Source organism: Bacillus sp. URHA0034 (assembly GCF_056280405.1).
Map to the genome: position 1 here is coordinate 250,026 of NZ_JBWCDK010000002.1, position 25,023 is coordinate 275,048.

29 protein-coding genes, 2 other RNA genes, 1 pseudogene and 1 riboswitch are annotated in these 25,023 nt (G+C 38.1%); of the genes and pseudogenes, 12 read left to right on the forward strand and 20 right to left on the reverse strand.

Annotated features, from left to right (window positions below):
* Positions 1 to 42: 42 nt before the first annotated feature.
* Both ACZ9EE_RS03455 and ACZ9EE_RS03460 read right to left on the reverse strand, forming a co-directional pair.
* Positions 43 to 1,047 (reverse strand): DUF3231 family protein, encoded by a 1,005-nt coding sequence (locus tag ACZ9EE_RS03455; RefSeq protein WP_476025291.1) that lies wholly within the window; start codon positions 1,045 to 1,047, stop codon positions 43 to 45.
* Between the two features lie 104 nt (positions 1,048 to 1,151).
* The gene (locus ACZ9EE_RS03460; RefSeq protein ID WP_476025292.1) at positions 1,152 to 1,367 is read right to left on the reverse strand and encodes a hypothetical protein; all 216 of its coding nucleotides are present in this window, start codon (positions 1,365 to 1,367) and stop codon (positions 1,152 to 1,154) included.
* Between the two features lie 420 nt (positions 1,368 to 1,787).
* On the opposite strand from ACZ9EE_RS03460, the gene ACZ9EE_RS03465 reads away from it, so the two are divergent.
* The 3 genes from ACZ9EE_RS03465 to ACZ9EE_RS03475 all read left to right on the forward strand — a co-directional run bounded on the left by ACZ9EE_RS03465 (position 1,788) and on the right by ACZ9EE_RS03475 (position 3,050).
* A complete protein-coding gene (locus ACZ9EE_RS03465; RefSeq protein WP_476025293.1) occupies positions 1,788 to 1,910 on the forward strand; it encodes a YjcZ family sporulation protein in 123 nt (40 codons plus the stop codon).
* A 62-nt stretch (positions 1,911 to 1,972) separates the two neighbouring features.
* Positions 1,973 to 2,062 (forward strand): YjcZ family sporulation protein, encoded by a 90-nt coding sequence (locus ACZ9EE_RS03470; protein WP_476025294.1) that lies wholly within the window; start codon positions 1,973 to 1,975, stop codon positions 2,060 to 2,062.
* Positions 2,063 to 2,282: 220 nt separating this feature from the next.
* Positions 2,283 to 3,050 carry a hypothetical protein gene (locus tag ACZ9EE_RS03475; protein ID WP_476025295.1) on the forward strand — a complete coding sequence of 256 codons (768 nt, stop codon included), beginning with the start codon at positions 2,283 to 2,285 and terminating at the stop codon, positions 3,048 to 3,050.
* Positions 3,051 to 3,146: 96 nt separating this feature from the next.
* Here the strand turns inward: ACZ9EE_RS03475 and ACZ9EE_RS03480 are convergent, their stop codons facing one another.
* The 3 genes from ACZ9EE_RS03480 to ACZ9EE_RS03490 all read right to left on the reverse strand — a co-directional run bounded on the left by ACZ9EE_RS03480 (position 3,147) and on the right by ACZ9EE_RS03490 (position 5,813).
* Complete coding sequence (locus ACZ9EE_RS03480) at positions 3,147 to 3,785, reverse strand: YcnI family copper-binding membrane protein (protein WP_476025296.1); 639 nt, start codon at positions 3,783 to 3,785, stop codon at positions 3,147 to 3,149.
* A gap of 17 nt (positions 3,786 to 3,802) precedes the next feature.
* Positions 3,803 to 5,449 (reverse strand): copper resistance CopC/CopD family protein, encoded by a 1,647-nt coding sequence (locus tag ACZ9EE_RS03485; RefSeq protein WP_476025297.1) that lies wholly within the window; start codon positions 5,447 to 5,449, stop codon positions 3,803 to 3,805.
* A gap of 217 nt (positions 5,450 to 5,666) precedes the next feature.
* Positions 5,667 to 5,813, reverse strand: a complete 147-nt coding sequence (locus tag ACZ9EE_RS03490; RefSeq protein ID WP_476025298.1) for a hypothetical protein — start codon at positions 5,811 to 5,813, stop codon at positions 5,667 to 5,669.
* A gap of 226 nt (positions 5,814 to 6,039) precedes the next feature.
* On the opposite strand from ACZ9EE_RS03490, the gene ACZ9EE_RS03495 reads away from it, so the two are divergent.
* Positions 6,040 to 6,576: a CBO0543 family protein gene (locus ACZ9EE_RS03495; protein WP_476025299.1), complete on the forward strand. Its 537-nt coding sequence runs from the start codon at positions 6,040 to 6,042 to the stop codon at positions 6,574 to 6,576.
* A 210-nt stretch (positions 6,577 to 6,786) separates the two neighbouring features.
* Positions 6,787 to 6,987 (forward strand): MBL fold metallo-hydrolase, encoded by a 201-nt coding sequence (locus ACZ9EE_RS03500; RefSeq protein ID WP_476032842.1) that lies wholly within the window; start codon positions 6,787 to 6,789, stop codon positions 6,985 to 6,987.
* Between the two features lie 181 nt (positions 6,988 to 7,168).
* Here the strand turns inward: ACZ9EE_RS03500 and ACZ9EE_RS03505 are convergent, their stop codons facing one another.
* Entirely contained in the window at positions 7,169 to 7,339 is a 171-nt protein-coding gene (locus ACZ9EE_RS03505; RefSeq protein WP_476025300.1) for a hypothetical protein, read from the reverse strand.
* 286 nt (positions 7,340 to 7,625) lie between these two features.
* Between ACZ9EE_RS03505 and acpP the strand changes: the two genes are divergently transcribed.
* Positions 7,626 to 7,853, forward strand: a complete 228-nt coding sequence (acpP, locus tag ACZ9EE_RS03510; protein ID WP_476025301.1) for an acyl carrier protein — start codon at positions 7,626 to 7,628, stop codon at positions 7,851 to 7,853.
* 254 nt (positions 7,854 to 8,107) lie between these two features.
* Here acpP and ACZ9EE_RS03515 read toward each other — a convergent pair whose 3' ends face one another.
* The 4 genes from ACZ9EE_RS03515 to ACZ9EE_RS03530 form a co-directional block, all read right to left on the reverse strand.
* Entirely contained in the window at positions 8,108 to 8,467 is a 360-nt protein-coding gene (locus ACZ9EE_RS03515; RefSeq protein ID WP_476025302.1) for a hydrolase, read from the reverse strand.
* Positions 8,468 to 8,541: 74 nt separating this feature from the next.
* The gene (locus ACZ9EE_RS03520) at positions 8,542 to 10,143 is read right to left on the reverse strand and encodes a glucose PTS transporter subunit IIA (protein WP_476025303.1); all 1,602 of its coding nucleotides are present in this window, start codon (positions 10,141 to 10,143) and stop codon (positions 8,542 to 8,544) included.
* A gap of 297 nt (positions 10,144 to 10,440) precedes the next feature.
* Positions 10,441 to 11,031: a hypothetical protein gene (locus tag ACZ9EE_RS03525; RefSeq protein WP_476025304.1), complete on the reverse strand. Its 591-nt coding sequence runs from the start codon at positions 11,029 to 11,031 to the stop codon at positions 10,441 to 10,443.
* A 77-nt stretch (positions 11,032 to 11,108) separates the two neighbouring features.
* Complete coding sequence (locus tag ACZ9EE_RS03530) at positions 11,109 to 11,417, reverse strand: hypothetical protein (protein ID WP_476025305.1); 309 nt, start codon at positions 11,415 to 11,417, stop codon at positions 11,109 to 11,111.
* Positions 11,418 to 11,649: 232 nt separating this feature from the next.
* On the opposite strand from ACZ9EE_RS03530, the gene ACZ9EE_RS03535 reads away from it, so the two are divergent.
* Positions 11,650 to 11,985: a hypothetical protein gene (locus tag ACZ9EE_RS03535; RefSeq protein ID WP_476025306.1), complete on the forward strand. Its 336-nt coding sequence runs from the start codon at positions 11,650 to 11,652 to the stop codon at positions 11,983 to 11,985.
* 314 nt (positions 11,986 to 12,299) lie between these two features.
* Here ACZ9EE_RS03535 and ACZ9EE_RS03540 read toward each other — a convergent pair whose 3' ends face one another.
* The gene (locus ACZ9EE_RS03540; protein ID WP_476025307.1) at positions 12,300 to 13,169 is read right to left on the reverse strand and encodes an SDR family oxidoreductase; all 870 of its coding nucleotides are present in this window, start codon (positions 13,167 to 13,169) and stop codon (positions 12,300 to 12,302) included.
* Between the two features lie 231 nt (positions 13,170 to 13,400).
* On the opposite strand from ACZ9EE_RS03540, the gene ACZ9EE_RS03545 reads away from it, so the two are divergent.
* Positions 13,401 to 13,847 carry an Rrf2 family transcriptional regulator gene (locus tag ACZ9EE_RS03545; protein ID WP_476025308.1) on the forward strand — a complete coding sequence of 149 codons (447 nt, stop codon included), beginning with the start codon at positions 13,401 to 13,403 and terminating at the stop codon, positions 13,845 to 13,847.
* Between the two features lie 309 nt (positions 13,848 to 14,156).
* Here ACZ9EE_RS03545 and ACZ9EE_RS03550 read toward each other — a convergent pair whose 3' ends face one another.
* Complete coding sequence (locus tag ACZ9EE_RS03550) at positions 14,157 to 14,756, reverse strand: hypothetical protein (RefSeq protein WP_476025309.1); 600 nt, start codon at positions 14,754 to 14,756, stop codon at positions 14,157 to 14,159.
* A gap of 305 nt (positions 14,757 to 15,061) precedes the next feature.
* Here ACZ9EE_RS03550 and rnpB point away from each other — a divergent pair.
* Positions 15,062 to 15,447: RNase P RNA component class B (rnpB, locus tag ACZ9EE_RS03555), an RNA gene on the forward strand.
* Positions 15,448 to 15,619: 172 nt separating this feature from the next.
* Here rnpB and ACZ9EE_RS03560 read toward each other — a convergent pair.
* Together ACZ9EE_RS03560 and ACZ9EE_RS03565 are read right to left on the reverse strand one after the other, a co-directional pair.
* Positions 15,620 to 15,811, reverse strand: coding sequence for a hypothetical protein (locus tag ACZ9EE_RS03560; protein ID WP_476025310.1), 192 nt, complete (start codon positions 15,809 to 15,811; stop codon positions 15,620 to 15,622).
* Positions 15,812 to 15,965: 154 nt separating this feature from the next.
* A complete protein-coding gene (locus ACZ9EE_RS03565; RefSeq protein WP_476032843.1) occupies positions 15,966 to 16,544 on the reverse strand; it encodes an ADP-ribosyltransferase-containing protein in 579 nt (192 codons plus the stop codon).
* A 128-nt stretch (positions 16,545 to 16,672) separates the two neighbouring features.
* Between ACZ9EE_RS03565 and ffs the strand changes: the two genes are divergently transcribed.
* Positions 16,673 to 16,937: signal recognition particle sRNA large type (ffs, locus tag ACZ9EE_RS03570), an RNA gene on the forward strand.
* Between the two features lie 111 nt (positions 16,938 to 17,048).
* On the opposite strand, the gene ACZ9EE_RS03575 is transcribed toward ffs, so the two are convergent.
* The 4 genes from ACZ9EE_RS03575 to ACZ9EE_RS03590 all read right to left on the reverse strand — a co-directional run bounded on the left by ACZ9EE_RS03575 (position 17,049) and on the right by ACZ9EE_RS03590 (position 19,916).
* Positions 17,049 to 17,177 carry a hypothetical protein gene (locus tag ACZ9EE_RS03575; protein WP_476025311.1) on the reverse strand — a complete coding sequence of 43 codons (129 nt, stop codon included), beginning with the start codon at positions 17,175 to 17,177 and terminating at the stop codon, positions 17,049 to 17,051.
* A gap of 153 nt (positions 17,178 to 17,330) precedes the next feature.
* Positions 17,331 to 18,155 carry an aldo/keto reductase gene (locus ACZ9EE_RS03580; protein WP_476025312.1) on the reverse strand — a complete coding sequence of 275 codons (825 nt, stop codon included), beginning with the start codon at positions 18,153 to 18,155 and terminating at the stop codon, positions 17,331 to 17,333.
* Positions 18,156 to 18,183: 28 nt separating this feature from the next.
* A complete protein-coding gene (locus tag ACZ9EE_RS03585; RefSeq protein ID WP_476025313.1) occupies positions 18,184 to 19,215 on the reverse strand; it encodes an NADH:flavin oxidoreductase/NADH oxidase in 1,032 nt (343 codons plus the stop codon).
* Between the two features lie 254 nt (positions 19,216 to 19,469).
* Positions 19,470 to 19,916: a MarR family winged helix-turn-helix transcriptional regulator gene (locus tag ACZ9EE_RS03590; RefSeq protein WP_476025314.1), complete on the reverse strand. Its 447-nt coding sequence runs from the start codon at positions 19,914 to 19,916 to the stop codon at positions 19,470 to 19,472.
* A gap of 262 nt (positions 19,917 to 20,178) precedes the next feature.
* On the opposite strand from ACZ9EE_RS03590, the gene ACZ9EE_RS03595 reads away from it, so the two are divergent.
* The gene (locus tag ACZ9EE_RS03595) at positions 20,179 to 21,405 is read left to right on the forward strand and encodes a Bcr/CflA family efflux MFS transporter (RefSeq protein WP_476025315.1); all 1,227 of its coding nucleotides are present in this window, start codon (positions 20,179 to 20,181) and stop codon (positions 21,403 to 21,405) included.
* 797 nt (positions 21,406 to 22,202) lie between these two features.
* Here the strand turns inward: ACZ9EE_RS03595 and ACZ9EE_RS03600 are convergent.
* Entirely contained in the window at positions 22,203 to 23,771 is a 1,569-nt protein-coding gene (locus ACZ9EE_RS03600; RefSeq protein WP_476025316.1) for an amidase family protein, read from the reverse strand.
* A 296-nt stretch (positions 23,772 to 24,067) separates the two neighbouring features.
* On the opposite strand from ACZ9EE_RS03600, the pseudogene ACZ9EE_RS03605 reads away from it, so the two are divergent.
* Positions 24,068 to 24,454: pseudogene (locus ACZ9EE_RS03605) on the forward strand (VOC family protein).
* Between the two features lie 39 nt (positions 24,455 to 24,493).
* Here ACZ9EE_RS03605 and ACZ9EE_RS03610 read toward each other — a convergent pair.
* Positions 24,494 to 24,670: a hypothetical protein gene (locus ACZ9EE_RS03610; protein WP_476025317.1), complete on the reverse strand. Its 177-nt coding sequence runs from the start codon at positions 24,668 to 24,670 to the stop codon at positions 24,494 to 24,496.
* A gap of 157 nt (positions 24,671 to 24,827) precedes the next feature.
* Positions 24,828 to 24,942, forward strand: a riboswitch (TPP riboswitch).
* The last annotated feature ends 81 nt before the right edge of the window (positions 24,943 to 25,023 follow it).

Genomic DNA, 25,023 nt, shown 5'->3' on the forward strand with positions numbered 1-25,023 from the left:
GGTCAAATCCGATATTCATAACAAAGCCTTATTCAGTATATTTTAAGTATCTTGTGCAAGTTCTTTTCTATTGGGAGCAAGTGGCGGCTGTTCTAACCACTTGTTTTCCACCATAATATCGAACCAGTTTTTTGTCATTGCTAATGTTTTTAGAATGGTTTTTTCATAAACGACAGCTAGGTCTGTCCGCATGGCTCCTGCTAGACCTGTCCCGTAATATACTTGTGCAGTTTGAGCCAAAAAACCGATATGATACAACATTAATTTATCTGAAAAAGGAGAGTCTTTTGACGTTGTAACCTCTGATTCCCACGACATTGGAACTGGCAAATTATCCTTGTGCATAATTTTTGAAAGGGCTTGTATGTTTTCATCCGCCTTTTTTGCTAATTCCTCAAAAAACTTTCTTATTCCTTTCGAATCAGCGACTTGACTAAATCCGATCGAAAGAGTTTTTGCCATAATGCTCTTTTTAATATTTAAAGAAAGACTGATTAGTTCTGTAGCAGATAAAAGTCTCCCTTTTCCGAAGTATCCATCTGCAAAATCTTCAGTAGAAATAAGTTCAGGGCTCTCGTTAGGATAAAAATAGGGGTCTCTTTCGAATTTTCCTTTTTCAAGCAATAACTCAATGGTTAAATCGTACATTCTTTTCGCATCATTATCACATGAATAGTAAAACTGCCGTATGTCCTTTCTGACAGAGACACTTAAAGCAGTGGTATGCCCCAATAAACCGTGTATGGTCATAATATGTAAATAATTTAAGCAGAAGGTGTCAGAAAACAGTCTCTCTGCACTTTTATTAAGGTCTGACTCAGTAAATCCAATGGGAACTGGAAATCCCTCTTTTTCAATGAAGGTAACAAGCTGTTTCTTTTGCTTTTCCCATGTCTCAATGGCTATTTCAAAAACTTTTTTTATTGCTTCGTCTTCCAAAATAGAAATCATATACCTATTTACGATTTCGGTCATTGTTCCGTTTACATACTCCCCCCATAGTGTTCCTATTTCGGAAGCTGTAAGTTTTAAATGTTCATTTTCCATTTGTTTTCACCTCTTCCGTATTTTTTACTAATGCAGAAGTAGGTATGCATATCCTTGGATTTAAGCAAGCCCCGTTAAAAAAAACGTAGAAAGGAGTGAATCTTCTACGGGTAATAACCTTTTTGCTTTGATATTCTAACCAATGCTTCTAATATTTTTACCTTTAAATCTGAATCCTTTTTTACTAACTCAACTATTTTAACTTCCCCAGTCCTTAATTTCCTAGATATATTGTTTATATACTCTTCTTTAAAGCCAATTAGACTGTCATTTAGAAACATACACTGCAACTCGTCTGCAATCAATTTTTCAATCTTCATTGTAACCCTCCGAGATAAGTGTAGGAAATAAGTCTTCCTTCATTTTATGTTTCATAATTAACATTGAAACTTGTCGTATTCATTTGATCATACAATGGCTCTATTTTTATTTTTTAATAACCTATCCTCGTTCGTTCAACTAGGGTAAAAGACGTATGTTCCCTGCCTAATTTACATCTAATCAGCACTTGTCCATTCCTTTTTACTCTGTGTGCATATATTATATTACCACCAAACATTGAATTACCTCCTAATAAGGCGTTTGCATTTATTGCAGACGCTTTTTATATTTTAAAAATTTGTATAAGTAAATCGCTGATTTTTTTAACACTGTGATGCTTGTCCAATCATCCTTTATTTTAAGAAATATATATATATAGAAGTTAATACTTCGAAAAGTCAAACAGGTGGTGAATTAATATGTGGGGATCTTATGGCTACGGTGGCGGTTATGGCTACGGTGGTGGCTATGGCGGCAGCAGCTTTGTATTAATTGTTGTTCTGTTCATTCTGTTAATCATCGTACTAAGCGCTTGGGTTTAATCTAACCACGGTTTGTTGTGGTATGTAATTTTCAATTTCAGCAAGGACAGGAGGTGTTTTACATGGATGGATTAAGAAATGCGTTTGCTTTAATTGTCGTATTGTTTATTCTCCTTATCATTGTAGGATCTTCTTTTATGAGAGGTTACTAATTAGAAGGTCAAGACTCTTCTAAATAAATGTTTTAAAAAGTGTGTTAAGGAGCCTTCGGGCTCCTTTTTATATTTTACTGTTAATTAAAAAATCCATTAACGGTTAGACTACTATTTATTTAAAAAATAGCGATCTATTATGAAGAAAATAAATACTAGTATGGTATGTTAGATATAAACGTTTAAGTTAAGATATTTTTTATAAAAAGGGGGTTAACCTGTGAAGAAAATATTTATTGTACCGGTCTTGTTTAGTTTTTTATTAGTAACGGCATGTGGTGCCGCCAAAGTCCCTATGGACACTGATCAAAAGCAAATGATGAATATGAAGCCAGTTAGCGGAGAGGAAACACTTTCAGAATGGACTGCACCCGATGACATTACAGCTAACCAATCAGTGACAATCTCTATCCTTATCAAAGATAACCACAATAAGCCGATTAAGGAATTTGAAACAGTCAGCACTAAAAAAATGCACTTAGTGGTAGTCAGTAAAGACCTTTCTTACTTTACCCACATCCACCCCACCTTCAAGGGCGATGGACGTTTCGAGATTACAACTAAATTTCCTGCAGGTGGAGACTATAAACTCATAGCTGAAATGACACCAGTTGGGGCTAGTGATTATAGTATTGAAGATCATTGGTTAACAGTACAGGGAACTCCACCGACACCAAAACCGATCGTACCCGAGGAAAAACGATCAAAAGTTATTGACGGAACAAAAATAACCCTTTCCTTTGATGAGAAACTAGTATCAAAGAAAAATATCGATATGAACTTCACATTATCTGATGCAGCAACGAATAAACCGATTAAAAATTTAAAACCGTACCTAGGGACAGTTGGTCATGCAGTTGCAATTGATAAGGATGTTAATCAGTTCATGCATATACACCCATTGTATCCGAAAGGGAAAGGCCCCAAAGTTGTTTTTATGACCTATTTCCCCACAAAGGGCATATATAAAAGTCTGGGGGCAATTTAATGTCAATGGACATATACTAACTGTTCCTTTTGCGGTCAACGTCGAATAGTCATGAAAAAACCTGTTCAACAAAATGAACAGGTTTTTTTCATTCCATTACTTTTTACGGAATGCAAAGACAAGTGCCACTAGAGATAAGATAACGGAAACAATCGATAAGATGAGTGGAAGAGAATTAGCTTGTCCAGTATCCGCTGTTTTCGTAACCTCTTTTTTAGTGTCTTCTGTTTTCGCTGGTACATCATGATGGTCATCTGTTGCTGCCGTTACAATATCTGTTATCGAATGTGGTGAGTCTGAACTTTCATTCCCAGTCCATTCCACCACACTGCCATCTTTATAGAATTGATAGGCATCCCAGGCTATTTCCCCCGCTTTATCAGGGTTTTTCGCAACAAAAGAAAACTGTTGGAATTGACCAGGTAAAATACCTTCACCTGTTGCTTCAAAAGTTATTGATTTAACCTTCCCATTGGAATCCTTATCAGCTAAATATTTCCAGCCTGGGACTGGTTGATAAGACTCCATTTCTACCCCTGCAGGTGTTTTTAATGTAATTTTGGTAGTGGGTACTTCTTTTTCTACTGGAACTTTAACCATATACGTTTCCCACGCTCCAGTTGCAGACGTTTTCGGAATTACTGTCACATGCGCACTTGCCACGCTTGAGAACAAAAATAGCCCCATAATGGCTGGTAAAATCACTTTCGAAGCCTTTTTCATCGTTTTTTTCATATACATTTCTCCTCTGTTTATTGACTGCCTACTCTCACTTTGAAGTCGGTATCAAGAGTTTCTAAATCATTCGTTAAAACATGGACATGAACGTTCCAACGGCCTGCCATATTGAAATTCATTCCTTGTCCTTTGTATTTGCCATCTTGGACTTTTATTAACGTCTTAGTATCATCACCCATATCCATTTCTAGCGATGTAAACGTAAGGGTTACTTGCTCTATATTCTTTATAGGTTGACTTTTTTTGTTTTGCAAAAATAAAACGAAGGAATTTTCCCCAATAACATTAGGAGTCACTTCAAAAGTAATTATACTTCCCTGCTTTCCTATATTTGTTTCCTTAAACGGACCAGGAGACGCCATTGCAGTAGGCAGATTGGTTAATAAGACAGAAAGAATTAAAACGGATAATCCTGTTATGAATTCTCCCCATAAGGATGAGGTCCACCCCTTTTCTCTGTTTCGTTTCCCTTTAACAAAATTAACCGCAGCAAAAACCATCATCATAATCAAAAGAAGAACCTTACCTAACAACACTCGTCCGTAATTAGTAAATAAAAGACTCCGAAGATTAGGAATATAGGAAATACTGCCGATAACCCCCGTTATGGTTAACAAGATGACTAAAAGGGTTCCCCATTTTGAAAATCTACGTATTGAATCAAAATACAGCATCTTTGTATCCGGCTTTCTACTTAGAGGGATCAAAGCTACTAGTGTAATTAAACTCCCTATCCAAATCGAAGCTGAAAGTAAATGAATAAAATCTATTGGAATCGTAATATATACATTTGTAGACGAGGCAGCATGACTGGTAAATGCTTTTGACAGGATCAAGCCCATTCCAAGAACAAAAGAAATCCACAACCATAACGATTTAAAGTTTGTTTTTTGCATTAAGTATGTAGTAATAAAAAGGAAAAACAAGCAACAGATTTGAAGGATCCACATTTCCCCAAAAAGCGTGTTCATTAGTATATCACTAAATACTTCAATTCTTAGAACCTTACCCCAGGTCAAACCCGATTCAATCGTCGCCTGCAAAGGTAAACTCAAAATAATACTTAGACATAATGTTATGAGCGAAAGTTTTGCCATTTTACTTAAAATATTAAACACCCATAAATCATTTATTAATTCTTTACGAAGAACACAAAGGCTAAAGAAAAGTATTCCAAGGAAACACGCATTACTCACATATTGGAACCAACGAATGATGATCAGGTCCAATTTTGGGATATATCCTTTTGATTCATTATCGGTTGAATCGTCTTGGGCATGTCCATTTCCAATTTGGAATGGAATGGCCCCCTTTACTGGATGACCATCACTAGACACAACTCTCCATTGGATGCTGTAGGTCCCATTAGGAAGATTTTCATCTAAATCACTTTCAATAATGGATGGATTTTTAGAATTAACCCCCCCATTCTTCTTGTCAACTCGCTTACCTGAGGAATCAAACACTTTTATAGAATTAAAAGACGTCTGGATTTTCTCATCAAACTCAATAGATACCTTTTTTGGTGCTTCTTTTATTATTTCGTTTTCGTAGGGGGTAGATTTAAGTATGTAAGCATGAGCAGAAGCAAAGGAAGGATAAAAAAATAGAAAAAGGTATAATACCGTCATAATCAGGCTGCTGTATTTAAACTGTTTCACCCCATCACTTCCTCTCATATTCATATTTTTACCACTGAATTGGCAGATATCAAACTCCTGTCCTGTATTTAAATTATTTCAACAAGTATACTTTAGGATAATTTTTCGATTTAAACAAGTACACAGGTCTATTATGAAAAAAATTAAGTGAAATTACTTTATTCCTAGAACTTTAAAAAAGACCGCCGCAGCGATCCTGATATATGATTAAAGAAAATTATTTAATTAATGTTAATTCAGAGAAATGAACAAGTAGTATTTCACGATGATCTTTTGTTGGCTCAGCGATTTCACAATACCCAGTGGCATATTGGGACAGAATCATGTATTCTATGCCCTTATAAATCACTCTTACATTATCCAAAGAACTCACACCCTTCAAGTTTCTACATCTATCATAGTGTAAATTCACTCAACGGTCTGTGTCTTTTTAACGACAATTTTTCAATTTACCATTATTTGTGTTGATATTTTATTATTTCATCGAAATGCGGGCATTAGATTAGTTTATTCTAATATCTAAATGGCAATAGTGTAATAGTAGCTTATCAAAATAACAGGAGGAACCTATCATTCACTCATCTTCAGGGATGCATAAATCTTTTTGGGAATACCATAAAGCTTATGATTACAGAATGTTAGCATGGAAGCATGAAGTTCTATTTACTTGGGAATGGTGGCTGGGTATTTTTCTTACGATCATGCCGTGGATTGTATGGATCATTTATAGAGAAAAGAAAAGCACCAGTCGACTACTTTCCGCAGGTACCTTTGTTGCTCTTATTTCTGTAACATTGGACAATATAGGGGTTCAATTATCTGCATGGAATTACCTAAAACCTGTAACACCTGCTATTCCATCCTATATTCCTTTTGATTTTTCATTAATGCCAATAACGGTGATGTTTCTTTTACAATGGTTTTATAAAAGAAACCCATGGATTATTGGATTGATTTTTTCAATCATTACTGCTTTTATTGGTGAACCTATTTTTAAATGGCTTGGCTTATATGAGCCTGAAAATTGGAAATTTGTATACTCTGTTCCCTTTTATATAGTTATCTATTATTTAGCTCATAAAATCATCTTCAGTAAGAAATTCAATGAACTAGGGGCATCCAAGTGATGCCTTGTTTGAGTTTTATTAACTTCTCCGCTATGCCTTCACTAAAAATCCTCCGCAGACAAGAATCTAACATTCTATTTCACTACAAAAACAACGAAACCTACTATTCAAAATACCACTCCAAGTGATAGTGGATTAAAGGTCTATTATTTTGATGTCGGTCAAGGGGATAGTATTTATATTAAAACTCCAGCGGGAGATGACATTTTAATTGATGGTGGAAACAATGATAAAGGGGATGATGTAGTTCGTTATCTCCACACTTTAGGTGTGACAGATTTAGAGGTAATGGTTGCCACCCATCCTGATGCCGACCATATTGGTGGCTTAGATACGATCTTGCAAAATATTAAAGTTAAAGCTGTCTATACACCGAGAGTAACACAATCAACTAAAAGGCATGGATGCTAAATTTGTTACTCCTGTACAAAGCTATGGGTCCGAACTAAATGATTGGAGCGCAGTTGCGAAATTCACCTATGGAGAAAATTCTTTTATTTACTGGAATTGGCAAATGATTTATGGGAATAAAAGAAAAATCTTGAGGAAAGTTAGTTTCCTCAAGATTTTTCTTATTTACCAAATAAACACGTTAGTGAAATTCCGTAAAAGTATCAAAGCTATCATCATTTTGCTTCATTTGATTAATTTTTTCACGAGTATACTTATTGGAATATACCAATAATATAAGCAATAAACCTAAACATCCGCTAATAATTAACAAGAAATACTGAAACCAAACACCAAAATCTAAAATCTCCATTTAACATCCTCCTTTTCATATTAACTTCTTGTTGTTTTTAGCTTTTTCCATGTGTAACCGTTTACTCCGTAACACCCTTAACTCTAAAAGAAGAAGCTTAAAGGTAGTTCATTTGTTAAAAAGTATATACCCGTAAACTAGTAAATGAATCATATAAATTCACCAAAATTATATGACTATTGGATATTCATTTTTCTGAAACTATTTATTGTCAATTATTTTATGTTTCACCTTCCTAATTAGACTGATATAATTATCCTTATGATCTATTTAGGAGGATTCCGCCATGACTACATTTGAAAAGTTAAAGCCTATTATTGCAGACCAACTGGGGGTCAAAATGGAAGAAATCAGACCAGAAGCATCATTTAAAGATGATTTCGAAGCTGATTCACTTGATATGGTGAACCTGACAATGGAAATTGAAGATGAATTTGCTATTGAAATAACTGACAAAGTCGCAGCAAAGCTTCAAACCGTTGGTGATGTCGTAAACTATATTCAAAACCGATAACAAAAAAGAAGGTGTTCCAAAAGTATAACTTTTAGGGAGCACCTTCTTTTTTGTACATTCAATTAGTCTGTTGATTTCCGCTCCAGGCGCGAGCGGTTCGCGGGCGGAACGGGAAGCCTCCTCGTCGCTTCGCTCCAATCAACAGAGTGTGCAAAAATTATTCTTCAACCGCCTTTTGAGTCAGCCTCTTTTTTGTTATTACAATTTCGATAAGGTACAGCCTTTATTTCTAACGAAAAAGGCTCGTTTTTCATTCAAAATTCCCGGTACCCTTGTATGGCTTGTTCTTTTATTAAATTCTCATTTAATATTCCCATATCACGAATATGGCCGCGGGTTTTTTCATCACCCAAATAATAAAGGAAGCTATAGATCAACAGCATCCGCAAATCATATTCTTTATTTTCAGGTTGATGATGATATTCTAGAAATGGAATGTGGGCGCGGAGATAACTTTCCCAATCAGTTTCTTCCGTTTTATCAAACAACCGTTCTAGAACAGCAAGTTGACTTGCCGTTGCTTCAATTTTATAATCCCATTCCACTCCATTAGGTTGACTAAAAATCTCGTGAGATTGAATGTTAATATAATAACTTTGTTTTGGTTCATCCATACGATCAACTCCTCTCCTTTTTGTATGTTTACCACAACAAACATAGTCCAAAACGGAGAGAAGTAATCCTTAGATTATACCAACAGCTTGATTAAATCATCTTGTGCCAAGACTTTTCCTTCATTAGCAGGCACCACATCTAAATATTGATTGGTATTGGTGATGACAACAGGAGTTTTTACATCATAGCCGGCAGCTTTAATGTTTTCTATATCAAATTCAATCAGCAAGTCCCCCCGCTTTACTTCATCCCATTGTTTTACATGGGAAGTAAAGAATTTACCCTTTAAGTTAATAGTATTTACTCCAACAATAATTAAGATTTCAGCTCCACCTTCTGAGGTAATCCCAATGGCATGTTCGGTTGGAAATAGAGTCGTAACGACTCCATCAACAGGTGATACCACTTCACCCTTTGTTGGATCAATCGCAATCCCTTTTCCAACCGTCTCCGTAGAAAAAAGAGGATCTGAAATTTTGCTTAATGGAACAATTTCTCCGCTTAATGGACTTACAATGGTTTCCCGCTGTACAATCGAGATTCCAAATTCTCTCACCGTTTTAGCTGCAACCGTGTCGTTCTTCCCTTCATACCCAAAGACAAGTGTTAAAACTAGTGCTAACACTAGAGCTACTAACGTACCAATCAAATATAATCCAATCGGTGTAAAGATTGGAACGGACAAGAAACTTGGAAGTGCAAATCCAGTCCCCTTTACACCAAATGCCCCGTTTATCGCTCCGCCAATTGCGCCTGCGATCGCAACGATCAACATGGTTCGTTTGTAGCGTACTAATAGACCGTATGTGATGATTTCTGTTGTACCTGCTAGGGCACTCGGAATAAGCCCAGAGCCAGCGAGTGTTTTCAAATCTTTATCTCGAGTCTTGACGAAAATCCCAAGTGCCATCCCCATTTGTGCAAATGGAGCTGCAGCTACCATCGGGCTAAGTGGATCTAAACCTTTCGATGCCAGGTTGGCAAGGAATATCGGGATAATCGCCCAGTGAAGTCCTAATATCGTCAGAAATGACCATGCAGCACCCATCACTGCACCTGTTAAAAGACCGCTTCTTGCACTTAAAAATTGAATTAGGACCGCCAATGCTTCACCAACATATGTACCAAATGGACCAAAAATAAGGACAGTCAAGGGAACAATCACAATTAATGAAACAAGTGGATTAACAAACATTTGTAAGTCTTTATAAATGACCCGTTTTAAAAGCTGATTAAATAAGGAATAAATGGAAACAGCAATCAAAATCGGAAAAACAGTGGAGGAATAATTCGCCAATATCACTGGGATCCCTAAGAACTCTACGTTTTGGGCCTTTTCTGCCACCAAATCCGTATAATGCGGCTCTAAAAGTGCAGCGCCAATCGCACCGCCGACAAAGCCATTGGCTCCAAGCTTAGTCGCTAATGTAATCCCTAAAAATACAGGAAAGAAGTAAAAAATAGCATGCCCAGCTGCAGAAAATATTGCATAGGTACCACTCTCATGCGATAACCATCCTAATGAGATAAAAATCGATAATAGGGACGTTATTAGTCCGGATCCAGCAAGTACCCCCAATATAGGCGCAAAACTTCCACTGACTGTTCCTAAAATTTTATTCATGATTGTTTCTTTTTTTTCTACTGTACCATCACTCGTATTAATCGCATTCATGTTGTGTTCTCCTTGCTCGTAGTTATAGGGTTGATTTTCAGCTGAAAATGCCCTCTCTACAAAACATTCAGCTTTCATAAACATCCCAATTATTTTTATCAATCAAGGACCCAACCATTCTCAAAACGCATAAATCATAAAGAAATAATTCCATATGCTGAACTGAAACCTACTATAACGACAGCTTCCTAAAAAGAGCGTTGTCGTTAACGGTAAAAAAACCCGGTATTGAACCGGGGTCACGATTTTTAACCTCTTTGAATAGAATTGGCTTCTCAATATTCGAGAAATTTTCCTTTATTCATATATTGTGCCTTTTTCTTCATTAAAGATAAAACGATACGTTTCCTCTCCTATTTTTTTATTGCCTACAGGAATTGCGTTTACAAAAATACCTTCCACCTGAAAAGCTTTGGCAGCTAATGCTTTTTTGGATCTAAATAAATAGTAAGCCCCATCCTTTACAAACGAATTGTCAAATTTAAGCCATATTGGTGAGGATGCTATGTAGTCAAATGAGTTGGTTTCTTGATTAGGTGATGCTCCAACGGAGAACTTAAAAATATTGTAAAGAACAATTTTCATTTCGTTTTGGTTGTCAGTAAGAGGATGTTTTTGAAGATTTAGGACGTAGTAATATTCTTTATTTTGTGTATTATAAAATTCCTCAATATCATAAGAGATATTATTTATGCCATTTGACAGAATCATTTGTTTTTTGGAATAATCTAGATTCGTCTCCTTTTGACTTTGTAAATTTTTTAGATCAAGAGAGTATTTAGCTTTACTTGTTAGGCCTTCATTAACTTTTCTGGTTTTTTCACAGCCAACGATCCCCATTATTATGATTAATACTATTAACCTGATTGAAATTTGTTTAATGCTCAATCCGGTTCATCCCCCTTTTATTTCACAAATTATAAGAAAGGAGATACCGAAGCACCTCCTTCTATAAAAGATGAGAACTATTGGTAAGATGGTTCTACCGCCTTTTTGCTTCTCAACTCGTTGTTCACATATTTTCTGCTCTTATACAAAAATTGAATTAACTCTGTCCTCGTTAATTCCTTTTCACTTTCATCGCAATAATCCAAACCTTTACCGTGAGTGGTCCATTTCTCTTCTTCTGGATAAAACATTAATGTCCAATCCCCGTTTCGGGTATGATCTTGGAATATAAAATAATGTTTGTTCCCCTGTGGATCAAATTCAGCAAGGTCTAAGAAGTTCTCTAGAAAATACTCAATATCTTTCTTGGATACTATCAATTTCATAATTCCTCTACCTACCTTTTCTTTTTCTATTTATTTTAACATAATCTGCTAAAAGTCTGATAGAGGGATGATTCTCTCTTTTGGACGAGCTGTTAAAAAAAGCATAACTTTTCGTGTAAAAGGTCGCTATTATAATTAGGCTTTTGGAAGTGTACATAACTATGTACAATATGGAAACAATAACATTTGTTTCTATATATTGATGCTAACTTTTCATTGAGGGGTTAATACCGTGAATCTAAACAAAGACCCAGAATATTATATAGGCGACCTAATGATGTCTAAGGATTTAGAAAAGCAGCAATTAACCAAAGGAAAATTTGATGTTGATCTATACTTCTTTAATTCCCTATGCGATTTAGCAATTATAAGATCCTGTATTTCTGAACCGCTCATCAAGAGTCAAACACGGGAAGATTTTTTGAAAAAGCTGGAATCTAACCTTTCTTGTCAACAAGTAAAGGAGGAAGAACTAGAACAACTATCTTCTAAACTGCTGCAGGGTAAGGTTCTAATCCGTTTTGAATTGATGATCATCTTCGGCAACAAAAATGGTCGAATTATCTGATTTTCTCATTATTTCTATTCTATTTTTTTGCTCTGATGAACTCATCTTTCTTTCTCCTGGTTCGAAGAGCATATATTGCGACTCACTTTCAACTTGCTTTATTAAATTGATCAATTTTTCAGCATCATCGGGTTTTATTTCTCTGATAAGCATTGGAATCCTCCGTTAAGATATTTACCAATTAATTCGGTTAACTTGTTTCAAAAACCTGCTTTTTCATACTGGCTTCCTACATTGTTTGAGATAACGAAGAAATTCTTCTCTTTTGAAAAAACCGACCTCCATTATTTAAAAGAGGTCGGTACTTAAATCAATTATTTTGTTGTTAGTCCATTTACAATCTGTTTGAGTGCCTCTTTAATCGGGGTAAGTGGCCGGCCAAGAAGTTTTTCAAAATCATTACTTTCTACTTCTAAAGTCCCTTCACGAATACCTTTTTGGATGCCAACCAGCATAGGGATAAGGAAATCTGGTACCCCAGCACCTTTCATGATATCAGCATAGGCGGTGTCATCTACCTGTGTCACAGGTACCTCTTTACCTAATACACCAGCAAGGGCAGAAGCAATTTCTTCCTGTGTCAATAACTTACCAGATAGCTCGTAGATGGTGTTTTCGTGCCCGTTTCCAGCTAATACAGCTGCGGCAGCCTCTGCATATTCTTGTTGCAGTGCCCAGCCTACCTTGCCATTTCCTGCTGATGTCACCCAAGGAGCTCCTGCAAGGACACCTTGAATGCTTGGGATTTCATTTTCTAAATACCAGTTGTTGCGTAAGAAAGAGTAAGGAATCCCTGTGTTAAGAATAGCTTCTTCCGTTGCCTGATGTGTTGGAGCAAGGAAGTTTTGACTTTCCTTTGCTTTCGCCAAGCTTGTATAGGCAATGAATTTAACTCCTGCCCGCTTAGCAGCGGCTACTGCATTTCTATGCTGTGGAATCCTTGTTTCATTGTCGCCATCAGCAGAAATAATTAAAAGGCGATCTATCCCTGCAAAAGCGGAATCCAATGTTACTGGAAGGTCAAAATCTCCCTTGCGAACCTCTACTCCGCGAGCTCGTAATCCCTCCGCTTTCTCGGGATTGCGAACACTTACAGCTAATTGTTCAGCTGGTATAGTTTTCAATAAAACTTCCACCACTTTTAATCCTAATTTGCCAGTTGCTCCTGTTACTAACATTTTCATACTCTTTTCCTCCCCTATCTTTTTTAGTATTTTCTATTTGACCTTCTGATTCAGCCTGTATTCAATTTAGTTACCTGTATTCATAATAGATACATCTAGTAATCTTGTCAACACATTTATCAATCATTTTAATTTTTTGCAGAATTTAAGGTATAATAAGTTGTAATCAAAATAGATACATGAGGAATATGGGGTGTCATGTACAATTAAAATGTAAGGTAGGTAAATGATATGTCCATCAGTAGCCGTTTTACAGTCGGCATTCATATATTAGCTCTAATTGAATTAAATAAGGACGGAATCAGTTCATCGGAATATTTAGCTGGAAGTGTTAACACGAATCCGACCTTAATCAGAAAAATTATGGGGATGCTTAAAAAAGCGAAGTTAATCGAAGTGAAACCCGGTATTGCAGGTGCCAAACTAGCCAAGGAGCCAGGTAAGATCACCTTACTAGAAGTTTATAAGGCGGTCGAAGTTGTCCAGGAAAAAGAATTATTTAGTGTACATCAAAATCCTCATCCTGATTGCCTCGTAGGCAGGAATATTCAAGATTCGATTATGCCTGTGTTATCAGAAGCTCAGTTAGCTTTAGAAAAGGTATTAGAAAATGTAACGATTAACGATATCATTGGGGATATTATGGAAAAAGAAAAATTAACACTGGATTTACAATGAAGGTGTCCCAAAAGTATAACTTTTCGGGGCACCTCCTTTTTTATACATTAAACTAGTCTGTTGATTTCCGCTCCAGGCGCTTCGCTTTCCGCGGGCGGTACGGTGAGCCTCCTCGTCGCTTCGCTCCTGCGGGGTCTCCCCTGTCCCGTACTCCCGTAGGAGTCTTCGCGCCTTCCGCTCCAATCAACAGAGAGTACAAAAATTATTCATCAATTACCTTTTGGGTCAGCCTCTTTTCATCGTTCAAAAAATGGACTAACCCGATCAGTCCTGAAGGCGTTAATTGTTTTCCTTGAAATTCGATTCCTCTCAGCTGCAGCTTGATTCATCTTTCTCAAGTAATACCTTTCTCAACATAACCTTATTTAGGTGCCTCATTCCAATCATGCTTAGATTCGTCCAAATCCAGCTATAAAACAGGCCAAAAAGGAAAACTCCTATTACCACTGTTCCATTTACCTCATTTGTAATCGAAGGACCTAACACTGGGAATTGAAATAAATAAAGTAACATAAGAATCCCAGCAGTAAGAGAGGTTCCTCCTATTAGGGAAACCGTAGTCGCCGTATGGTAGACTTTAAAACCAATTCCAAGACTGATACCAAGAAGGCCGGTGGTAAACAGGAAGACTAGGACTTCACTCGGTTGAAGGATGATCAATAAAAACGTAGTCACTGCATACGTTAACAAGCCAATTCGGATCGAAATGACCGTCGCCAAAACAATCGGTCCGGTTGCCATTATGCTAAACGCGTAGCCAATCCCGCCAATCAACCCGGCCGACTGCAGAATAGCTGCAGCTGCACCAAGCAGACTCCCAATCACTAGCTTCATGTTTTGGCTATACGGAACGGCAAGAATTTCATGTTTCTTTTTAAATACTCCCACAGTCCACTTTATCAATCTCATAAGCGTTCATCCCCCTCAACCTTGTTAACGGTAAACCGATTCTGCTTATTGATTAGATGTTATCCCTATATAGAAGTCATCTCCTAATATCTACTCCCAAATCAGCAATTGATGTATATTTTTTCATGAGCGATCCGAAATCACTAGCGCCCCTTCTTTCATACAAAGCGATAATCCGATCTCTGCGTTCGTAAAAGCTTCCCTTATTTATAAGTTGGTAACAATGGAATTAACCTACCAATGACTTATCGATTTAATTCTGATATATTATCTATTGTCGCTTCAAGAACAAATTAAAAAGATGAAATGGTGAGTAGTCGCGGTTCCTTATGGGAGCTGAGGAAAGTCCAGGCTCGCACAGTGCTGAGATGCCTGTAGTGTTCGTGCCATTCGTAAGGGTGGGCAGTCGATCTAAACGATACGACTGACGGCGGTGAAATCAGGCTAAGTCCTTAGCGATATGCGGAGAGTAACCTGAAAGTGCCACAGTGACGTAGCTTTTCTGGAAACGGAAAAGGTGGAACGGGTAAACCCCACGAGCGAGCAACCCAAATTTAGGTAGGGGCATCATCCTGCGGGAATTGAACCAAACGGATGAATCGGCCATTGGTCGATAGTTACATGACTACTACTTCCTGTACGAGGCTTGCTGCCGTTTGCAGTACGGAAGTACAGAACCTGGCTTACAGCCATTTCATGAGCTAATTTATTCGTTTATTTGGAGCACTAAAATATAGAGGGGCTGTTTGTTAGTTCGCGCTTTTTATCCTGCCCCAACTACATACTGTTTATTTTTTAAAAATAATTGAAAACGCTTTCGGACTCATTATATTTATAGCCGTTGTGAATGCCCGCAAATAGAATTATAACTGATGATGAAAATCATCCTGTCCGTTTGATAAGAGGTTTGCCAAGATAGCAGAGTTCTCTTGATCGGCATCATATTGTAACACATCGTCATATTCAAAAAGTTGGAACGTATCAGGAAAGGTATCCCTCATATACTGAACAAAAGCCTCCATATTTTCTTCACCATTCCTGCGGAATTCCATCATGATTGACCGGAATTTATGAGGCGGAATGTCGCACTTAATATGATAGGATTTTGTAAATCGAAAGTCTTTTGAGCTGTACAGATTGTATGTAAAAGACATGATCATCACCATCCTTCTTCACTTGTATTTGTTATTTTCTCCAATTTAGATTGATTTATTTATCCGGTAATTCATCGACAGAAACGATATCAGCAATGAAAAGACCTTCTTGCGAAAAAATACAAAACAAGTCTGTCGAATCACTTTGCAGTTGTATGTTTCGTACAATAAAACCCTCATATCGCTGTTTTAAAAGGTATTTCCGAAATTTATCATTGGCTTCTTCTTTATTTAATAGAGTAGCTTGATCCTTCCAAGTAAGGTTCCTCTTTTTTGTTGTAAAATAATCGCAATATTGGTCCCGATCCCTCATAAACAATTCATAGGCTTCATATTCCTTTAGGTTTGGTTCATCAATAAACACTCTGTAGATAAAGCCGCGAACAGGTCTGTCATATTGCACGACTTTCGGTTCCCCATCGTCCCAAAACTCAGTTCTAGATTTTTCGATAACAGTCTCGGTTCCATATGCAAAAGCTTGCGCTGCCTTAATTTCGGACGTAAACCAAAATCCTATTGTATCGATATCGTTTGGTAGTTGTGGGATAGTTGTTTTTTCTGTAAAATGGTCAAATTTTTTTATGGATCCATGATAAACGATCATAAGCAAGCCCTCCTTTTTTAGATTGCCCAGACTTTATAGAATCATTTAAGTATGGTTAAGAATCAAACAATGGTTAAAATGTAGGATTGGATAAATTAGGTCGTTTTTACAGAGAAAGTATAATGTTATTTTTTCAAACTGGATGTATAATGATAGTATCGTGCTAGACGGGGAGGTAGCGGTGCCCTGTACTCGCAATCCGCTCCAGCGGGGTTGAATTCCTTTTCTAGGTTAATTCGCTGTAGGGTCTGTCTTAAAAAAGTGATGTTGACGTCTTGGTCCTTCGCAATGGGAATCCATGAACTATGTCAGGTCCGGAAGGAAGCAGCATTAAGTGGAAGCTCTCATGTGCCGAAGGGTTGCCTGGGCTGAGTTAACTGTTTAAGCAACGCTTATGGAGATTAATCGACAGAAGGTGCACGATTACATATATAATTTAAACACTCATCCATTTGGATGAGTTTTTTTGATTAATTTTGTTCTGCTCGAATATTAGGTTAAGTTAAAATGGAGCAGGATTACTAACCCATTTTTCTACTGATTATGATTTTGTTGAGATTTTATTGCCATTTTTTCAAGTCCATTTTCTCTGTCAAATTCCACATCAGCTACAGGCGCACCTTTTTTATTTTTTGAAAATCTGCTTTTTTTGTTTTTAACCATTTTGACACCTCATAATTGTTTGTTTTAGGTCGTTAAGGATGCTTCTTTAACCGCACCCGCAACGTTAGTTTTGCTTTCTAATGGCCAGGCTATTCGATGTTCTTTAGCTACATAAAAAAATGACGTGTGTTGTTCACACGTCATTCGTTTATCCTATCGAACATTCATCTCGCTCGGATTTGGTCCTTTGCGACGATTGCGATTGATTTGATTGATTTCATTCATTTCATCAGGGGTTAGTTCGAAATCAAAAACTTGGAAGTTTTCTTCAATTCTTGATGGTGTAACCGACTTTGGAATAACGATTGTATTGTTCTGTAAATGCCAGCGTAGAACAGTTTGAGCCGGTGACTTATCATGTACTTTAGCAATTCGTTGAACCACTTCATCTTGAAGCACTTCTCCACCTTGATCCAGCGGGCTCCATGCTTCTACAAAAATATTATGCTTCGCACAGAACTCTTTTAATTCATTTTGGGCAAGGTACGGATGGCATTCGACCTGATTTAGCACCGGTACTACTTCACATTCTTTTAAAAGCCGCTCTAGGTGTTCAATTTCAAAATTACACACACCAATAGCTTTAACACGGCCCTCATGATAAAGCTTTTCTAATGCTTTATAGGTATCGACATACTGATCAAATTGAGGAGTAGGCCAATGAATTAAGTAAAGATCGACATAGTCAAGTCCTAATCTTTCTAGGCTTTCATCAAACGCACGGAGTGTATTTTCATATCCTTGGTCACTATTCCAGACTTTTGTCGTTATGAATAATTCTTCACGGGAAACCGATGATTCTTTAATGGCTTTTCCCACACCTTTTTCATTTTGATAGATCATCGCCGTATCGATAGAGCGGTAACCTACTTGGATAGCCGTTTTAACTGCAGCAGTGGCTTGATCGTCTTCGACCTGCCATACACCAAAACCAAGCTGCGGCATTTTTAATCCGTTGTTTAACGTTACAAAATTCATGATAATTGCTCCTTTTCACGTTATCGTTCTAGCGAGTTGGGAATGCTGGTGTATACTGTCTTGGGACTTCTGTTTCTTTCCGTAGTTCAGATGCCGCTTCTAATGCCCAATAAGGATTTCTTAACATTCCTCTTCCGACTGCTACAAGGTCCGCGTCTTCGTTGCCGATTACAGCGTTTGCTAGTCCCGGTTCGTCTAGTCTTCCTACAGCGATTACAGGGACATTAAGTGCTTCCTTAATGGCTCTTGCTAATGGCACTTGGTACGCAACGTGTGTTCCAGGTCTTCCGGCCGCAGCAATTGGTCCTTCTCCCCCTGCACTTACATGGAACATATCTACGCCTGCTTGCTGATAAACTCTTGAAAATTCAATCGCTTCGTCGATTCCATAACCGCCTTCTACGTATTCTCTTCCTGAAATTCGCATAATTAATGGCATATTTTCAGGTATCTCACTTTTCACTGCCTGAATGACTTCTTTCCCGAACTTGGTCAATTCCTGCCCATACTCATCTGTTCGTTTATTTGTGTAGGCTGATGTGAATTGGTGAATCAGGTATCCGTGGGCACCATGAAGTTCAATTACATCAAACCCTGCTTTGACAGCCCGCTGTGCAGCCAGGCGAAATTTTTCTACCATACCTTTTATATCTTCTGTAGACAAGGCTCTTGGTGTTTTCGAATTTTCGTCAAATGGAATCGCAGATGGAGCAACGGGTACTTCAGCATCTTCCGCTTTTCTGCCCGCATGAGCGATCTGAATCCCTACTTTCGCTCCATATTGATGGCAAGCGTCTACAATCCGTTTTAATGGAGCGATATGATCGTCTGACCACAAACCTAAATCATAATCAGAAATTCGGCCGTCTGGTTCGACATCCGTCATTTCGATAATAATTAATCCGGTCCCGCCAATCGCTCGGCTAACGTAATGCACATAATGCCAATCTGTCGCAATTCCATCTTTATTGGTAACCGAGTATTGACACATCGGCGGCATAACGACGCGATTTTTCAATTCCAATCCTTTTAACTGGTAAGGGGTAAATAAATGTTCCATGTGAACACTCCTTCAATCGATTAGCTTTTAGAAGAATTAGGCTGTGTTAAAAAGCCATGTAACACCGTTTAGCGTCTACTTTTTTCTCCATTTTAACCGCCTTTTCTCATCTAAAAAATGCTAAGTTATCAGTCACATAATTAAAATGTATGTGCATGCATACAAATTAACATACACCAAAAACACCCGTCAAGTAAGATGGACTAACTAAAAAAATGGGACATAGAAATCCGTACATTTTGACAATCCGGATTCTACTTTGTCCCATTTCCTTTTAATTGATCCATTAGTTGTTGTAATTCTTCTTTAACCGTTTCTTTTGAAAAGGTCCTTTCAAGTGTTGCATTAAACGTAACCATTGCCTTGGTTAGCTTTTCTTCTCCTTCCGGCGTTAAGGAAGTGTATATTGCTCTTCGGTCGTCTACGCAGATGTTTCTTTTTAATACACCACAGTCCCTTGCTTCAAATCGACTTACTAACCTAGACATGGCACTTTGACTTAAACCGACCAAGTTCTGTAACTGCTGTAATTTTAACTTTTTTTCAGGTGCTTCATTCAAAAATAGGAGAACGTAAAACTCGTTCAGTGATAATTGATGTTTCAGTTGTAGGCTGCTTTCTAACTCATTTGTGATTTTCAGTTGCAGATTGGAGAATGATAACCAATTGGTTATTAATTGTTTTTTGTGAATGGATTCCATTTATACCACCTATTCTAAGGTTTCTCAAAAGGCAATCATGCCTTGTAGATTTTATCGATTTAATCATTCATTACCCCTAATACTACCAATTAATTAAATTGCTAGTCAATTGTACCTGTTGGATTCATCATTTTATAAATTGATTTTTTAGTTTTTCAACTAAAAAAACTATTTCTTATGTTATACTGTGAAAAGTTCTTTTTCAGTTTCTCGAAAATTTCGATATACGCAACAAGAAAACGAGATTGAAAGGTGTGAGGTTATGCTTCATAATCCAACAGGTAAACAGCGATTGGGATTGGCATTCCTGCTTAGTTTGCTTGGAATGCTTGGACCATTTAATATTGATATGTATTTACCAAGCTTCCCTAGTATTGGACATGATTTTGGGGCACGTGCGTCACTTGTACAGCTGAGCTTAACGGCATGTTTAATTGGGCTGGCTGTTGGTCAGGTGATTGTTGGACCCATCAGTGATGCCCAGGGGAGAAGAAAGCCGTTAATTGTTTCGATTTCTTTATTTGCCTTAGCGTCCCTTCTCTGTGCAATTTCTCCGAATATTATCATATTGATATCAGCCCGATTTTTACAAGGCTTTACTGCCTCAGCGGGAATCGTCCTTTCCCGGGCGGTGGTACGTGACGTGTTTAGCAGTAAAGAACTGACGAAATTCTTTGCCCTCTTAATGGTCATCAATTCAACAGCCCCGATGATTGCACCCATGACGGGCGGAGCTATTCTGCTTATGCCATTTGCAAGCTGGCATACGATTTTCTATTTTTTATTTTTTCTCGGGGTTTTTACCGTCTTAGTAGTGTCCTTGCGTTTAAAGGAAACATTACCGCTGGAAAAAAGAGTTCCGAGCTCTGTTGGGCATTCTTTACGGACAATGGGGAGTTTGTTTAAAGACCGTTCGTTTATTGGGTATGCCTTAATTGTCGGTTTTGTTCATGGCGGCAGCTTTGCTTATGTATCGGGTACGCCTTTTGTGTACCAGGGAATTTATGACGTATCACCACAAGTTTTTAGTATTTTATTTGGGATTAATGGTCTGGCGATTATTACGGGAAGTTTTCTGATTGGGCGCTTTGCTGGGATTGTTCCTGAACGAAGCCTGCTTCGGGTCGCCGTTATTACCGCTGTATTCGCAACATTAGTCCTGCTTGTGATGACGGTGATTGAAGGACCATTAGCCGCTATTGTGATACCCATCTTTATCTACATGACGACAATGGGAATGATATTAACAAGTTCATTTACTTTAGCCATGGAAAAACAAGGTCATCGTGCAGGGAGTGCCAGTGCGGTGTTAGGGATGCTCCCATTACTAATTGGTTCGATTGTATCTCCTCTCGTTGGGATTAATGAGTCAACGGCAGTTCCAATGGGTGCTATAATGTTTACTACCTCCTTAATCGGGTGCATATTCTTTTTTACTCTTACTAAAAAGAAAGCATCATCTCAAGTTAGGGTTCGGTTACATGCTTAAGATTTATGCACCGTTTTTATTGAGGAATAGGCATTAAGATGAATTTACTATAAAAAAATGGTCCTCATGAACCTTCATGAAGACCATTTTTTATAGTAGAGTCAATCTCTGTCCTGATAGCACCGGTATGAGGATAACTTCTTTTTCTGGTGAAGATTCCTGTCCTCATCACCCCTCCATGAGGACAACTTTCTCTTTCTGGTGATGATTCTTGTCCTCATCAACCCTCCATGAGGACAACTTCCTCTATCTGATGAAGATTTCTGTCCTCATCAACCCTTCATGAGGACATCTTCCTCTATCTGATGAAGATTCCTGTCCTCATCAACCCTCCATGAGGACAACTTCCTCTATCTGATGAAGATTTCTGTCCTCATCAACCCTTCATGAGGACAACTTTCTCTTTCTGGTGAGGATCTCTGTCCTCATCAACCATCCATGAGGACAACTTTCTCTTTCTGGTGATGATTCTTGTCCTCATCAACCATCCATGAGGACAACTTTCTCCTTCGGGTGATGATTCCTGTCCTCATCAACCCTCCATGAGGACAACTTTCTCTTGCTGGTGAGGATTTCTGTCCTCATCAACCATCCATGAGGACAACTTTCTCTTTCTGGTGAAGAATTTTGTCCTCATCACACCTCCATGAGGACAACTTTCTCTTTCTGGTGAGGATCTCTGTCCTCATCACCCGTCCATGCGGACAACTTTCCATACTAGCAGGAGATCCTCATGAGTCCGCTAGGAGGATAATTGTCTATCTCCCTCTTCACCTTTTCTCGACCTGCACCCCACTCTATTTTAAAACAGGTTCTTTTCGATTATGGGTTGCTTCTTGATATGAATAAGCCAACTTGATCAATGTTGGCTCATCAAATGCTTTTCCCAGCATTTCCATTCCTATAGGTAGGCCATTATCACTGAAACCGGCAGGAACTGAGATGGCTGGGAAGCCTGAAAAAGGACTTAACCGATTAGCATTTCCTGCACCCTGCCCACTACCTACTACGGCTGGTAATGCACTAGAAGTTGGATAAACAAGTGCATCAAGCCCAAATTCATTAAAAGTGGTCATTAAGCTTTCCTTAGCCAGTTTTGGACGTTCCGTTATAATCCTCTGGTAATCTACATTCGTTTCTAGAGATCCCATATTATTTCTTGAGATTAAACCGCTTTTTAAGCTCGGATGATATAGTCCGCTATTAATGATATCTGTCAATGTATGAACAGGTGCATTGGGTCCAAGTGATGCTAAGTAGTCATTTAACTGAAACTTAAATTCATATCCGCTTAAGCTTGGATACGCTAGAATTTGATCAAGATTCGGTATGGTGACCTCATATACTTCGGCCCCTTGCTCTTTCATATCAGCAATGGCTTGGTCCATGACGTTATTTATTTGTGGATCGTTTCCGAATAAGGCTCGTACGATCCCAATGCGTGCTTTTTTCAATCCATTTTTCTTAAGGTAATGTGTATACGTTTGCGGCACTTTACCGACGCTGGCTTCCGTTACTGGATCGGCTGGGTCATACCCGGCAATCGCATCAAGTACCACGGCAGCATCTTCCACTGTACGAGCAATCGGTCCGCCGACATCCTGTGAGAGTGCAAGTGGAATAATTCCATCCCTGCTGGCTAGTCCCATGGTTGGCCGGATTCCAACAAGATCATTAAAAGATGACGGAATTCGAATGGACCCCCCCGTATCTGTCCCTAATCCGACCGTTACGAAGTTTGAAGTAACAGCCGCTGCCGTACCTCCGCTCGAACCGCCAGGATATCTTGTCGTATCATATGGATTATACGTTTGCCCCCCCAAAGAACTAATCGTTTCAAATCCAAACGCAAATTCATGAAGGTTTGCTTTTCCAAGGATAATCGCCCCTTCTTCTCTTAATCTCTTCGTTTGGTAAGCATCATTCAATGGAACCGACCCTTTTAGCGACAGGGAACCGGCTGTCGTCGGCATATCGTATGTATCAAAGTTGTCTTTTAAAATAACTGGGATTCCATGTAATGGACCACGGACTTTGCCAGCTTTTCGTTCTTGATCCAGTTGCTTTGCCTCAGCAATCGCATCTTTGTTAATCGTAATAATAGAGTGAATACTATCATCATACTCCCCGATTCGATCTAAGTAGAATTGAACTAATTGTTCAGACGTCAACGTCCCCTTTTTCATATCATGCTCTAAATCAAGTATTGTCGCTTCCTCAATCTCAGCCGCTAAAGCACTTTTTGCGACAGGACTAGCGGTAATTGCGGCTGCATGTACCGTGGCACCTGCAGGCATGGCTAGTAAACTTCCTGCTAAAACTAAACTCGTTATGAAAGGTATTGATTTCCTCCCCCATTTTCCCATTGGTTGTGACTCCCCCTTAAATTAAGATTCTATGAATATATCAATAATATCTTCATTCGTCCTAAAATATGGAAGGTTTTCTGACAGAGAAAAGGGCTTAGTAGAAATAACGACCTTACCCACTATTCACGCAAGTAGTCTTATCAGACAAGTACCTTAGCCGAGTTTTCTATTCATCAAAAAAACTTTACTGTTCTATTAAAATATCCTTTAAATAATTAAACAGTTTTCAATCATGGTTTGTGTTATTCTATTAAAACAATTCAGTAATTGAAGTAAAGAAACGAGGGAATCCATTGTCACACGGACTTATTCATCATATTGAAATCTATGTTTCCGATTTAAGCAGGACAATTGAATTTTGGGGTTGGTTTTTAGAAAAGTTAGGCTACGAACCTTTTCAAGAATGGGAAAGTGGGCAGAGCTAGAAACTCGGTGAAACATACATAGTCTTTGTGCAAGCTGAGCAGCGGTTTCTTGATATACCCTATCATAGATGTCGGGTGGGTCTAAACCATTTGGCGTTTCACGCAAGTTCACGTCAGCAGGTGGATGAGATGACCAGCGCGTTACAAGAAAGAGGTATTCACATTCTCTATGAAAATAAGCATCCATTTGCAGGAGGAAAATCACATTACGCAGTTTATTTTGAGGACCCAGATCGAATTAAGGTTGAATTATAGCCCCTGAAAGAGAGTGACCTCTAAATGAGGTCTTTTCTATTACGGTTCTTGATTTTTCATGATTTGGTTTACTAAGTTTTGAGTTGCATCTTGTGACGTTGGCGCCGTATTTTCAATCGCCGGCTGGACGTAGTTTAGTGCTGACTGATGAATGTTTTTAAATATCTTCATTTTATTTTCAGGATCGTTCTGATTTGGAATACTTTCGTTCATCATCCATTCCTCCATAGTTATATTCACTTCTTATTTTCTATTTGATTTTGAAAAATATACATGAACTGTTAACTACTAGTAAAATAGACTCAAATTACTAAATTTTATAAATTTCGATTTGATTCTATCCACTTTTCTTGTATACTGAAAAAAGTTAAATAAACATAACTAGGGGAGTCCAATAGTTTGGGCTGAGAGAGAAACACGCTTAAGTTTCTTGACCCTTTGGACCTGATCTGGATCATACCAGCGTGGGGAAGTTGATAAGCATCTTTTATTAAGATTAACTTCTACATACATTTGCCGGGTCCATCCTTTTAAAGGACCCGGCTTTTTTATGTGCTTCTTTTTTCCCA

Coding starts and splice junctions, on each gene's coding strand:
- ACZ9EE_RS03545 (WP_476025308.1), top strand. CDS start 13,401: ATGTCCATCAGTAGCCGTTTTACAGTCGGCATTCATATATTAGCTCTA.
- ACZ9EE_RS03480 (WP_476025296.1), bottom strand. CDS start 3,785: ATGAAAAAAACGATGAAAAAGGCTTCGAAAGTGATTTTACCAGCCATT.
- ACZ9EE_RS03520 (WP_476025303.1), bottom strand. CDS start 10,143: ATGAATGCGATTAATACGAGTGATGGTACAGTAGAAAAAAAAGAAACA.
- ACZ9EE_RS03550 (WP_476025309.1), bottom strand. CDS start 14,756: ATGAGATTGATAAAGTGGACTGTGGGAGTATTTAAAAAGAAACATGAA.
- ACZ9EE_RS03600 (WP_476025316.1), bottom strand. CDS start 23,771: ATGGGAAAATGGGGGAGGAAATCAATACCTTTCATAACGAGTTTAGTT.
- ACZ9EE_RS03580 (WP_476025312.1), bottom strand. CDS start 18,155: ATGAATTTTGTAACGTTAAACAACGGATTAAAAATGCCGCAGCTTGGT.
- ACZ9EE_RS03530 (WP_476025305.1), bottom strand. CDS start 11,417: ATGAAATTGATAGTATCCAAGAAAGATATTGAGTATTTTCTAGAGAAC.
- acpP (WP_476025301.1), top strand. CDS start 7,626: ATGACTACATTTGAAAAGTTAAAGCCTATTATTGCAGACCAACTGGGG.
- ACZ9EE_RS03595 (WP_476025315.1), top strand. CDS start 20,179: ATGCTTCATAATCCAACAGGTAAACAGCGATTGGGATTGGCATTCCTG.
- ACZ9EE_RS03515 (WP_476025302.1), bottom strand. CDS start 8,467: ATGGATGAACCAAAACAAAGTTATTATATTAACATTCAATCTCACGAG.
- ACZ9EE_RS03610 (WP_476025317.1), bottom strand. CDS start 24,670: ATGATGAACGAAAGTATTCCAAATCAGAACGATCCTGAAAATAAAATG.
- ACZ9EE_RS03505 (WP_476025300.1), bottom strand. CDS start 7,339: ATGGAGATTTTAGATTTTGGTGTTTGGTTTCAGTATTTCTTGTTAATT.
- ACZ9EE_RS03455 (WP_476025291.1), bottom strand. CDS start 1,047: ATGGAAAATGAACATTTAAAACTTACAGCTTCCGAAATAGGAACACTA.
- ACZ9EE_RS03560 (WP_476025310.1), bottom strand. CDS start 15,811: ATGATGGAATTCCGCAGGAATGGTGAAGAAAATATGGAGGCTTTTGTT.
- ACZ9EE_RS03540 (WP_476025307.1), bottom strand. CDS start 13,169: ATGAAAATGTTAGTAACAGGAGCAACTGGCAAATTAGGATTAAAAGTG.
- ACZ9EE_RS03470 (WP_476025294.1), top strand. CDS start 1,973: ATGGATGGATTAAGAAATGCGTTTGCTTTAATTGTCGTATTGTTTATT.
- ACZ9EE_RS03465 (WP_476025293.1), top strand. CDS start 1,788: ATGTGGGGATCTTATGGCTACGGTGGCGGTTATGGCTACGGTGGTGGC.
- ACZ9EE_RS03575 (WP_476025311.1), bottom strand. CDS start 17,177: ATGGTTAAAAACAAAAAAAGCAGATTTTCAAAAAATAAAAAAGGTGCG.
- ACZ9EE_RS03460 (WP_476025292.1), bottom strand. CDS start 1,367: ATGAAGATTGAAAAATTGATTGCAGACGAGTTGCAGTGTATGTTTCTA.
- ACZ9EE_RS03585 (WP_476025313.1), bottom strand. CDS start 19,215: ATGGAACATTTATTTACCCCTTACCAGTTAAAAGGATTGGAATTGAAA.
- ACZ9EE_RS03590 (WP_476025314.1), bottom strand. CDS start 19,916: ATGGAATCCATTCACAAAAAACAATTAATAACCAATTGGTTATCATTC.
- ACZ9EE_RS03495 (WP_476025299.1), top strand. CDS start 6,040: ATGCATAAATCTTTTTGGGAATACCATAAAGCTTATGATTACAGAATG.